Source organism: Proteus sp. CD3, assembly GCF_008808075.1.
In the GTDB taxonomy this organism is placed as follows: domain Bacteria; phylum Pseudomonadota; class Gammaproteobacteria; order Enterobacterales; family Enterobacteriaceae; genus Proteus; species Proteus appendicitidis.
Genome location: NZ_CP019686.1, coordinates 1785986 through 1798670 on the forward strand (window position 1 = coordinate 1785986; position 12685 = coordinate 1798670).

Here is a 12685-nt window from a genome sequence, read left to right on the forward strand (position 1 = left end):
CGTTAACTTCACATTCATGCAAAAAAAATGTTAAAAATAATAATATGCATGCTATTAATCGGAGTTCTAATAACCTACTGAAAATAAAACCAATAATCTATATCTGTGTAAAGCTAAAATTGAACTTAATTAGATCATTTTAGTCGAAAAGGCATATTTATGAATTATTCACTATATTCAGGTAAATATCTGGTAACATATACTGGTCATTTGACTCTGTGGTGACTCACTAAATAAAATAATGCGACAAATGCTATTATTACATGTAATAATTAATCCCTATGTGATAAACCACTACGTTCAGCACATGACCAATATTAATTGCGCAAGGCGGAAGGATTTTGTATGAAGCTGAAAACCTCAGTCATCGCAGCAGCGATGTTGTCTTTAACTAATATCACTGTTGCGCAGGCTGCTCAGGAATTAACACCCGAACAAGCTGCAGAACTAAAACCATTTGAAAGAATTACAGTTATCGGTCGTTTTAACGCTATTTATGAAGCCGCTGATGCGGTCTCTCGTCGTGCGGATAAAGTCGGTGCTGATAGTTTCTATATTCAAGGTCTAGATGATATTAGTGATAGCGGCAACATGAGTGTTACTGCTGATCTATACCATAAAGATGCACCAAAAGCAGATAAAGAAAACTATCGCGTCTTTCATGGCGTGAAAGAACTACCAAAACCTGAAGCAATTCTGCTACAACCATTTGATACCGTTTCTATCCGTGGTTACTACCCTACAACCCCTGATATTAACGACGCAATTGCAAAAGCGGCAGCTAAAAAAGGTGCAGCATCATTCTTTATTGTTCGTAACGTATCAACAAATGATGGTGGTAACCAAGAAGTAACAGCTTATATCTACAAAAAAGATGCGCCTAAACGTGCAATTCAAGCACCAGAGGCTGTCGTTCCTTATGATTCAGATGCAGGTCGTGCACTTATTGCAGAAGGCGGAGCCGCTGCCAATAAAGTTGAGAAACCAGGTCTTGCATCAAACACTGATTTTGATAGAAGTGTAGGAACATTTGCTGATACACAAACTTCAGGTGCTAGTGGTCGTTACACTGTCACATTACCTGATGGTACTGAAATCCAAGAAGTTAACAAAGCAGCAGCTGCATTAATGGACCCGTTTGATACCATTACATTTAGCGGATACTTTGTAAACTCACCAGAAATTTCTTATCAGGTTGCTAAACGTGCGGCAGCAAAAGGTGCCAAGTACTACCATATTACAAATGAATGGCAAAGTGATGGTGGTACAGTCACTATTACCGCCGACCTATTCAAGTAATAAAACTTTCTAATTAAAAAAACCTTGCTAATGCGAGGTTTTTTTTACTCAAAATATCATCAAACCAACCCCGCTTTACAAAAACTGCATAATTTTTATGATTTAATGCATAGACAACCAAGTCAACTCTCCGTAAAATCTCGCTGTTTTTTAGTGTTTTTATCTTTATTTAAATTTGAGATATTCATATTTATTCTATTTACTGACCAAAAAATAAGAAAATACGCTATTTATTTACAATTTTAATCACGTAGGTAATTATCCTTGAATAAGAAACTTGGCTTAATATCACTCACCGCTTTAGTATTAAGCTCAATGGTTGGTGCAGGTGTATTCAGTTTGCCTCAAAATATGGCCGAAGTTGCTAGCCCTGCCGCATTAATTATTGGTTGGGTGATAACCGGCATTGGTATTCTCTTTCTTGCTACATCTTTATTACTCCTCTCTCGCCTGCGACCTGATCTTGATGGAGGTATTTTTACCTACGCGAAAGAAGGATTTGGCGAATTCATTGGTTTTTGTTCAGCGTGGGGTTATTGGGTCTGCGCTGTTGTTGCTAACGTTTCTTATCTTGTTATTGTTTTTGCTGCCTTTAGTTTTTTTACAGATACACCAGAGAACGTTATTTTTGGTGATGGGAATACATGGCAGGCATTAATTGGAGAATCAATCTTACTTTGGGTTGTCCATTTTCTTGTATTGCGTGGTGTGCAAACTGCAGCTAGCATTAATTTAATGGCGACAATGGCAAAACTTCTTCCTTTAGGATTATTTGTTATTGTCGCCCTATTAGCTTTCAATATGGATATATTTACCCTTGATTTTAAAGGTGTAAATTTGGGTGTCCCTGTTTGGGATCAAGTCAAAAATACCATGCTGATTACACTGTGGGTATTTATTGGTATTGAAGGTGCGGTCGTAGTTTCCGCAAGAGCTAAAAATCGTCGTGATGTTGGTTTAGCAACTGTACTTGCTGTTGTCATCGCATTAATTATCTATATTCTTGTCACTTTATTATCGCAAGGTTTAGTTAGCCAAGCTGAATTGGCGGCGATGAAAAACCCGTCAATGGCGCCATTACTTGTTCAACTTATTGGTAGCATAGGCGAGATAATTATTGCAGCGGGTCTTATTCTCTCTGTATGTGGTGCTTATTTAAGTTGGACAATTATGGCAGCAGAAGTGCCTTATATTGCCGCACTACATCATTCTTTCCCTAAACAATTAGGAAAGCAGAATAAAAATGATGCGCCTTCATCTTCATTATGGTTTACCAACTGTGCAGTCCAATTCTCTTTAGTTTTAATTTGGTTGACGGGAAGTAACTACAATACATTGCTGACCATTGCATCAGAGATGATCCTTGTTCCTTACTTTCTTGTTGGTGCATTTTTATTTAAAGTCGCAATTGCACGCAGTAGTCGTGCTTTATTATTAATAGCTATACCTGCGAGTCTATATGGCTTATGGCTACTTTATGCATCAGGTGTTATTAACTTATTACTCTCTGTTGTACTTTATGCACCTGGTATCCTGATATTTTTATACACCCGAAAACAATATAAAGATAAAAAGCCACTATTGTTAAGTGAAAAAATTCTGTTGGCGCTTGTCTTATTTGGCGCTATTCCTGCGTTAGGTTATTTAGCTATATCCTAAAGACAATCTGAGAGGTACTGGAAAAACAGTACCTCTTTTTTTTTACTCTCTTCTTCTCTTCCTAACTTCTCTTCAAAACAAATTTCACTTAAATAAATTCCACTTAAGTCAAAAATTTTTTCTGCTAAGCAGTGATTTTTAACATCGATGGTTAGGTGCTTATAAAGCAAGAAATATATTGTATGTTGTAACTAATTTATAGGTAGCTATTTATTCGCTATACAATAAAAAACCCACAAGAAGCATAAGTTCCCGTGGGTCTATATATGTCACGATTAAATTAGTTAAAACTGACTTGTTCCATCGCCTGTAATATACGTTTGTCTGATATTGGATATGGTGTACCTATCTGTTGAGCAAACAGGCTTACTCTAAGCTCCTCTATCATCCAACGAATATTTTGCACTTCTTCTTGCTGCTTTTGTTTCTCTGTTAACTTACCTAACCACTGTTGCCACTGCTGAATAACATTTTCAACTCGGCTCATTTGAGCGCGATCACGATTAGGATCAATGGCCAATTTTTCCATTCGTTTTTCAATTGCACTCAAATAACGAGGAATATCCGCAAGACGTTTCCATCCATGCGAAGTCACAAAACCAGGAAAAACTAACTGACCAAGTTGGGCTTTAATATCAGATAATGCAAAAGCAACACTAATATCCACCCGCCCTTTTAGACGCTTATTGATAGCAAATACTTGAGTTAAAATCGCTTCAACTTGTTTTGCTATTTCAACCACAGCATCATTTAACTCAGCTCTGACATATTCTTGCAGTTTTTGATATTCGCCTTCTTGCCAAATTAAACCACCATAAGAAGCCATAAGTTTATCAACACCACAAGCAATACAATCATCAATCAGCTCTAACACTTTGCCATAAGGGTTAAAGTAAAGACCCAGTTTTGCTTTGTTAGGTAATTTCTCATGTAGGTATTTTATCGGTGACGGAATATTTAATAACAATAAGCGTCTTACGCCTTCCCACATGGAAGTTTGTTGTTCAGATTCGGTTTCAAAAAGCTTAATACTCACACTGTTTTTTTCATCAACGAGTGCCGGATAAGCTTTCACTGAATAACCACCGCGTTTTTGCTCATAACGCTGAGGCAAATCTCCAAAACTCCAAATATGTAAATCTTGTTGTTCAATGCCATCATCAGCGACTGCTGATAATGTTTCTTGCACTTTTTCCTTTAAGTTCTCTTTTAATTTATTGAGATCTTTACTTTCTGCCAGTGTTTTATTTTTATCGCCAACAACACGGAATGTCATTTTTAAGTGATCAGCAACTTGGTCTAGTTGCCAACTCTCTCTATCAACAGTCACGCCTGTCATACGGCGTAATTCATTTTCGAGTTTATCGAGTAAGCTACCTTCAACTTGAGGTACGCGCTCTAAAAAAGCAGAGGCATAATTAGGTGCTGGGACAAAATTACGACGAATAGGTTTTGGTAATGACTTAATTAAAGCCACTATCAATTCATGGCGAATGCCCGGAATTTGCCAATCAAAACCTTCCTCTTTTACCTGATTTAAAATCGGTAATGGAATATGAACAGTGACACCATCAGCCGCTGTACCCGGTTCAAATTGATAAGTTAAGCGCAATTTTAAATTATCTTGATGCCAATAATTTGGATAATCTAATGCACTCACACGCTTAGCATCATCTTTGATAAGCATGCTCTTTTCAAAGTTAAGCAGATCCGGTGATGCTTTTTGTGCTTCTTTCCACCATTTATCAAAATGACGTGATGAAACAACGTCTTGTGGTATTCGTTGATCGTAGAAAGTAAACATTGTTTCATCATCAACAAGAATGTCACGACGACGAGATTTATGCTCTAACTCTTCCACTTCAGTCCGTAATTTTAAATTTTCACGGAAAAATGCATGACGAGTTTGCCAATCACCTTCTACTAACGCATGGCGAATAAAAAGCTCCCGGCATAATAACGGATCAATTTGGCTATAATTAATAGGTCGAGAGGCAACAATAGGTAAACCATATAGCGTAACTTTTTCATTAGCCATTACAGCGCCTTGCGCTTTTGACCAATGTGGCTCGCTATAGTGATGTTTCACTAAATGTTCAGCTATAGGTTCAATCCATTCTGGCTCTACGCGTGCTGCAATTCGCCCCCATAAACGAGAGGTTTCGACCAGTTCAGCGACCATTGTCCATTTTGGTGGTTTTTTAAATAAACCAGACCCCGGATAAATAGAAAAGCGCGCATTTCGCGCCCCAGTAAACTCTTGTTTATCAGCATCTTTTTGCCCAATATGCGACAATAAACCACTTAATAACGCAACATGGACGCTTCTAAAATCGGCAGGTTCACTGTTAACAGGAAAGCCGAGTTCTTTAACAACTTGTCGTAATTGCGTATAAACATCTTGCCACTCTCGAACACGCATAAAGTTTAAAAACTCTTGCCGACACAGCTTTCTAAATTGAGAATGACTCAACTCTTTTTGTTGAGTTTTTAAATAATCCCACATATTTAAAAAAGACAAGAAATCAGAATCTTTATCTTGGAAGCGACGATGTTTTTCATCAGAAGCTTGCTGTTTATCCATCGGTCTTTCGCGCGGATCTTGAATTGAAAGTGCAGATGTAATAACCATCAATTCTTTTACTGCACCATATTTACGCGCTTCAAGTACCATTCTCGCCAAACGAGGATCGATAGGAAGTTGAGCAAGTTGTTTCCCCATTGGGGTTAAACGATAAGCACCATTGTGATCGGTTTCATTTTGTAACGCGCCTAGTTCTTCTAATAAACGCACACCATCTTGAATATTGCGTTTATCCGGTGGCTGTACAAATGGGAAAGCACTAATATCCCCCAACCCTATCGATGTCATTTGCAAAATAACCGATGCAAGGTTAGTTCTTAATATTTCAGGATCAGTAAATTCAGAACGAGAAATAAAATCATCTTCTGAATAAAGACGAATACAAATACCATCAGAAACACGGCCACAACGCCCTTTTCTCTGATTTGCTGAAGCTTGAGAAATAGGTTCTATTGGAAGTCGTTGTACTTTAGTTCGATAACTATAACGACTAATACGTGCAAAACCGGTATCAATAACGTACTTAATGCCTGGTACAGTTAATGAAGTTTCGGCAACGTTAGTGGCTAAAATAATACGCCTGCCGTTATGAGGATGAAAAATTCGATTTTGTTCACTGTTAGATAAACGGGCAAATAAAGGCAATACTTCAGTATGGCGAAGTTGTAGTTTATTCAGCGCATCAGCAGTATCGCGAATTTCTCGCTCACCGCTCATAAAAATAAGAATATCACCCGCACTTTCTCTGCTTAATTCATCAATAGCATCAACAATGCCATCTGTCATATCCTTATCATTATCAAGTTCGTCACCACCAATAGGACGATATCTCACTTCAACAGGATAAGTTCGACCTGAAACTTCAATGATAGGCGCTTGATTGAAATGTTTGGAAAAACGTTCAGGATCAATGGTTGCAGAAGTAATAATGACTTTTAAATCAGGGCGCTTAGGTAATAGCTGCTTTAAATAACCAAGAATAAAGTCGATATTTAAGCTACGTTCATGGGCTTCATCAATAATGATGGTGTCATATTGTAATAGCAGTTTATCTTGCTGTAATTCAGCCAATAAAATACCGTCTGTCATTAGCTTAACGAGGGTATTATCACCAACATGATCACTAAAGCGAACCTTATAACCTACAGATTCTCCTAACGTGCTTTTTAATTCATGAGCGATACGTTCAGCCACTGAACGTGCAGCTAAACGACGAGGCTGAGTGTGGCCAATAAAACCCTTGATCCCTCTTCCTAATTCAAGGCAAATTTTAGGGATCTGCGTTGTTTTACCTGAGCCAGTTTCCCCCGCAATAATAACAACTTGGTTATCGCGTATTGCATTATAAATGGCATCTTTCTTTTGGCTAACAGGAAGGTTTTCTGGGTAAGTAATTTCAGGACAATTGGCACGACGGCGAATTATCATCTGTTGTGCTGTTGTAATATCGTCTTTAATTGCACTTAATACCGCTTGTTTAGACTCTTCATTATTAATTTTAGCGATGCCACGTAGACGTTTTCTTAATCGCTGCTGCTCCCGCAGCGATAATTGCTCTATTTCTTGATAGAGCGTGGCAGATGATAATGTCACCTTTTATTATCCTTTTTGAGGTTATTCTAATCAAAACTAATGGTCGTATGATATCACAACAGACTATTGGCACATAAAGGCTTGATTAAAATTCTTAGTATATGATTTCATATAATCAATAATTTTGAATAGCATATTCAAAGGATTGTGATGTGATAATTTAAAGATAGAGTAAACTACGATTAACTAATAAATTTAAATAAATAGAACACTTTATAGACCACGAGAAAATAATGAAAAAGATCCTTGTACTGAAATCTAGCATTTTAGATAGCTATTCACACAGTAATAAAATGACCGATTACTTAATTGAAAATTGGCAAAGTAATCATAAAGATGACTTAATTACAGTGCGTGATCTTGCTAAAGATCCTGTACCTGCTTTAGATCAAGCTACGCTATTTGCGTTTGGTAAAGAGACAGCAATGTTATCGGATGAACAAAAAACAGCCCGAGCATTATCAGATGAATTAATCCGTGAATTAAAAGCTCACGATGTGATAGTCATTGCTGCACCAATGTATAACTTTTCAGTTTCGGCCCAATTAAAGCACTATATTGATTTTATTGCTCGTGCGGGTGAAACATTTACATATACTGAAGCGGGTGCTATTGGCTTGCTTGAAAATAAACAAGCAGTTGTATTAACCAGTCGTGGTGGTGTTCATAAAGATCAGCCATCTGATCTTATTGTTCCATTCCTAACACAGTTTTTAGCTTTTATCGGTATCAATGACGTACAGTTTATTATGGCTGAAGGTACAGCATATGGTGAAGAATACGCACAGCAATCTCACCTGCAAGCACAAAAAGAAATTGATGCTGTCGTTAATAAAAGAAGCATTATAATAAAATAATAATTAGTATTTCTCTTTAAAAGCACCTCACTCTGGTGCTTTTTTTTATATCTATATTTACCAACGTTATTTTCGTATCAATTCCTCTTTTATAAAAAACACGCTATTAATTTATAATTAAAACACCTTGATAGAGAAAAACACCAAGATTAATCAAACTTTCAAATCAATAGCTAAATAAAAATTATTTTTATAGCCATTTTTTATTATTTATTTTTTGATTCATATTAATGATAAATATATCAATAAAAAATCAATTTGATTTATAAAAAGCAAATTAATAACATTTAATTGTTTCAATTAATATAGAAACAATTAAATAATTTTATTAATTCAATAAATAAATGGAATTTTAAATGAAAAAGAATTTACTCTCCATACTCATTTTATCTACAGCTTTTTTATCCACACAATCAAATGCAGTTGAATATACAGAAAAAAACGTAGGCACAATTACAATTAATGGTTCTGTTACAGCGGACCGTACTTGCCAATTACAAGATATACAACCTGTTGAATTACCGCCAGTTCAAGCAAGTCATTTTGGCGATGACCATATAGCAAAAACAGATGCCCAACCGCTTGTCATTCAATTTTCCAATTGTAATGAGAGTCTTGCTAATGTTCAGTTAAAAATCCCAAAACAAACAAAAAAATTATTAAAAAATCAAGCAGACAATGGCAGCAATGTTGATATTGCCATTTTTGATGCAGATAAAAATATTATTGAATTAAGTAATGAAAAACCTAAAGCATTTAATTTAAATATTGATAAAGATGCTAAGACTGCAGATTTTTTATTTGAAGTGAATTATATGAAACCAAATGGATTAGATGCAACTCCAGGTTTAGTAAGATCTAGCTTATCATTTGATGTTATTTATAGTGATGTTGCTGTAGATTAAGATCTTAAAAATCAACAAAGCTGGTATTCCAGCTTTGTTTTTTATTTCTATTTCTATTTCTATTTTTAACTTTTAACTTTTAACTTTTAACTTTTAAATTATTAGACTTAAATAAAAATGATTAAAAAAATAAAACTGACTATATTATCTATATTTACACTTTTTCCTATTTATGGTCATACATCAATAGAAATAAATAAAGATAAATTTATTTTTATTGAAAGTAAAAATCAAGAAGTCATTGAAATAAAAAACAATACAAATAGCGATTACTTTATACAGAGTTGGATTTCACATTATGATGAAAGTAATAATACTGACTTACCATTTATGATCACCCCACCACTCTTTAAAATAGAAAAAGACGAAACCTACTTTTTAAAGATCTTTAAGACTGAAGAAATAGAAAAAAAAGAACAGGAAACACTATATAAAATAAATATAAAAAGAATACCTTCATTATCAGATTCAGATGATAATACAAACTTATTACATATTTCAATGAATTCTATTTATAACTTAATATATAGACCTATATCAATAGAAAAAAATGCAGTAGATGCATATAAAAAAATAGAGTTTTTAAAAAATAAAAATGATGAGTTTATTGTAAATAACCCTACTCCATATTTTATTACTTTACTTAAAGTTAATTCTGATGGTGTTGTATTTATTGAAAAGAGTAAAACCATACCACCATTTAAAAAATACAATACAAAAAAAATAATCAAAAAACAGGGGTTGATTAAATGGAAAACAATCGACCAATATGGCGTTGAAATAAATACAACAGATAAGGCGATAATAAATGAAGATTAAACTAAAAAAAAGAGAGCTTACTTTATTTATTTTGATAATTGCTTTTAACAATAATGCCATCGCTAAAAATAACACTCTTTCTCTTTATTCCCATTCATTTTCTAATGTTAGTGATGAAACGATTAAACTTCTTCTTGAAAATAAAAAACCTGAAGGGTTCTATCATTCTATTATTCATATTAATAATAGAAAAAAAATGGTAAAACTTCTATATTATAAAAATGTAGAAAATAAATTAACGCCCTCTCTTTTTGTTAAGGATTTAATATCTCTTGGTATTGATACCGATTTTTATACCATCAATAAAGAAAGCCCAGAGCCTATACTTTTAAGCAATTACTCAATTGATTTTAAATACCAATTTTCCAATCAAAAATTAAACTTGATTATTCCTCAAAAAGCATTAATAAAAAAAACAGATTATGTAATCAATGAACAAGACTGGGATGACGGAATTACCGCATTATTCACTCAATATTCCTATTGGATTAAATATCATCAGAAAAAATCACCTGAGCAAAAACTTAATTTGCACTCAGGTATTAATATAGGTGCTTGGCGTGTGCGTAGCCAAAGTGGATTTAATTGGAGGAAAGATAGCCATCAATCTAAGCTTTCATCAATTTATGCGTATCGACAAATTAATTCTTTTTCTTCTCTTTTTTATGGAGGTAATTTTTCACCCACAACACGAATACTATCAAGTGATAAAATAGTTGGCTTTCAATTAATATCCAATAATTTAATTGCAAATAATACACTTTACGCTAATAGACCTGTTATTGAAGGTATTGCAGATACTCACGCTAACGTTATCATAAAACAAGATGATAAAATCATCTATGAAACAACGGTTCCGCCCGGCCCTTTTCTTTTAAATTCATTACCTTCAATAGGAAGTGAAAAACTCACTTTGGAAATCAAAGAAACAGATGGAAGAGTAAAAGTTTCGACACACTACTTTACATCATTACCGAATCAATTAAATAAAGGAAATTATCAATATAATATTATATCGGGTACATTAACTAACTATCATAATAATAAAAAACCTCTTTTCCTTTTAGGTGAATTTTCATATGGGCTTAGTCAAAAAATCACATCTTACAGTGCCATAAGAAAACGTGATAAAAGACATAACTATTTATTAGGGCTATCTTTAGACTTAGGTCTATTAGGCGGTTTAGCGACAGACATTAATTATGAGAAAAATAACAATGATAAAATTAAATATCAATTTCGTTATCAAAAAAACATGCCAATAACACAAACTTACTTTACTTCTAGAGTATCCTTTTATCATTATTTAGATAGTTTTTTATTAGAAAACAGGATAAAAAAAGAACACTCATTCTCTTTATCTAAAAATATTAATAAAATAGGTTATATATCATTACACTACAATGATAAATTATATGATAACTCATCTAAAACATATGAAATAGGAACATCATTTTCATCTTCAATAAATAAAATAAACTATAATTTAAAATATGATTTTAAAAAAGAAAAAAGATTTTCAGATCATTATTTTTCATTTAACTTTCAGATCCCGATAGGAAGTAATGTACATCATCATTGGATGAATAATCAAACAAATTATCAAGTAATTAATAAACGTTATTCAAATAATACAAACATTGGTGGTACATTACTGAATAATAATTTAGGATATTCAGTAAGCTATCAGCATACACATCATCCTAAAAGAAAATTTGATCAATTTTCTGTTCATACTCGCTATCAAAATAATTATCAATCTTACCTTTTCTCTGGAAACAAATCAGAAAACAATTACAATTTCAACCTTTCAGTTAATGGTGCATTATTACTTCATTCAGAAGGAATTACACTAACCCCTCGTTTAAGTAAGACCTTTGCATTAGTGAGTACACAAGGCATTACTGGTATTAAAACATCATTTTCGCCCAATTTAGAAACAGATATCTTTGGTAACTTAATTTTAAATAATATTACGCCTTATCGAATAAATAACATTAAACTCAATGCTACAACACTTCCTCAATCCGCTGAGACTGAATATTATAATAAAAATATTATTCCTACATTAGGCGCAATACCTAAAATTACTTTTCCAATAAAAATTGGCTATCGTATTCTTTTTAAGTCAATAACCCCCCTTCCTTTTGCGTCAAAAGTTACCGTACTAGATAAAGAGAATAATATTATTTCTCAAGGATTAGTGACAGAAAACAATATTATTTTTCTTTCTGCTATTCCTGACAATGGGTTAATCAAAGTAAAATGGGGAGAAGATAAACAGTGTCAATTTAATTATAATTTGAGTTCCGATGAAACGAAAAAAAACCTGATAAAAAAAGAAGTTAATTGTCTTTAAGTAAAAATAAAGTATTAGATATGAAAAACAAAACACATTTCGTCTATTTAATTATAACTTTGCTCTATTCATCATTCTCATTTTCATCAATGCCAAGACGTGGTGATCACTATATCCCACAAAGCTGTGATATAGATTATATTTATGAAAATACAAGTGATAGATTTTCTATTAACGGAAATGATTTTTTATCGTATGAAGCAGGTGAATTAGCAAGCACAGATCCTCATATTATTCTTATTTCTATCAAAGATTGTTCTAAAAGTTACGGTGATGTTCGCTTAAAAATTGAAAATACCAGTATTGATCATATAACGGGTTATTTAAAAAATACGATTAATGACAATAATGCAAGCAGTAATATTGCTTTTCAATTATTGTACAATGTGGAAGAAAGACCTATAAATCTCAATAAAGAGAGTGAGTTCACTGAAGAACTGATTGATGGAGAGGCTGAGTTTTATTTTTTAGTTAACTATGTAAAAAAGGATAATATGCCACCAGCATCGGGCTATATAGAATCAAACATTCATTTTATTATGACAATAAATGATGATATTGTTGTTTTTAATGAGTACGATTAATTAATAAGAAAAAAAAAGAAAAAAAG

General features: G+C 33.3%; 8 protein-coding genes. 7 read left to right on the forward strand and 1 reads right to left on the reverse strand.

The features are described from left to right. Positions 1 to 345 precede the first annotated feature (345 nt). Positions 346 to 1299 carry a DUF1471 family protein YdgH gene (gene ydgH, locus BTA34_RS08145; protein ID WP_151435225.1) on the forward strand — a complete coding sequence of 318 codons (954 nt, stop codon included), beginning with the start codon at positions 346 to 348 and terminating at the stop codon, positions 1297 to 1299. 264 nt (positions 1300 to 1563) lie between these two features. After that, positions 1564 to 2958 (forward strand): basic amino acid/polyamine antiporter, encoded by a 1395-nt coding sequence (locus BTA34_RS08150; RefSeq protein ID WP_151435226.1) that lies wholly within the window; start codon positions 1564 to 1566, stop codon positions 2956 to 2958. A 280-nt stretch (positions 2959 to 3238) separates the two neighbouring features. On the opposite strand, the gene hrpA is transcribed toward BTA34_RS08150, so the two are convergent. Further along, on the reverse strand, positions 3239 to 7135 hold the full coding sequence (hrpA, locus tag BTA34_RS08155) for an ATP-dependent RNA helicase HrpA (protein ID WP_151435227.1): 3897 nt from the start codon (positions 7133 to 7135) through the stop codon (positions 3239 to 3241). 233 nt (positions 7136 to 7368) lie between these two features. On the opposite strand from hrpA, the gene BTA34_RS08160 reads away from it, so the two are divergent. The 5 genes from BTA34_RS08160 to BTA34_RS08180 all read left to right on the forward strand — a co-directional run bounded on the left by BTA34_RS08160 (position 7369) and on the right by BTA34_RS08180 (position 12659). Beyond that, positions 7369 to 7992, forward strand: coding sequence for an FMN-dependent NADH-azoreductase (locus BTA34_RS08160; RefSeq protein WP_151435228.1), 624 nt, complete (start codon positions 7369 to 7371; stop codon positions 7990 to 7992). Between the two features lie 356 nt (positions 7993 to 8348). Next, positions 8349 to 8897 (forward strand): fimbrial protein, encoded by a 549-nt coding sequence (locus BTA34_RS08165; RefSeq protein ID WP_151435229.1) that lies wholly within the window; start codon positions 8349 to 8351, stop codon positions 8895 to 8897. Positions 8898 to 9014: 117 nt separating this feature from the next. After that, a complete protein-coding gene (locus tag BTA34_RS08170; protein WP_151435230.1) occupies positions 9015 to 9716 on the forward strand; it encodes a molecular chaperone in 702 nt (233 codons plus the stop codon). Further along, on the forward strand, positions 9706 to 12075 hold the full coding sequence (locus BTA34_RS08175; RefSeq protein WP_151435231.1) for a fimbria/pilus outer membrane usher protein: 2370 nt from the start codon (positions 9706 to 9708) through the stop codon (positions 12073 to 12075). Before BTA34_RS08170 ends, BTA34_RS08175 begins: the two co-directional genes overlap by 11 nt. Then, a complete protein-coding gene (locus BTA34_RS08180) occupies positions 12066 to 12659 on the forward strand; it encodes a fimbrial protein (RefSeq protein WP_151435232.1) in 594 nt (197 codons plus the stop codon). Before BTA34_RS08175 ends, BTA34_RS08180 begins: the two co-directional genes overlap by 10 nt. Positions 12660 to 12685: the final 26 nt, after the last annotated feature.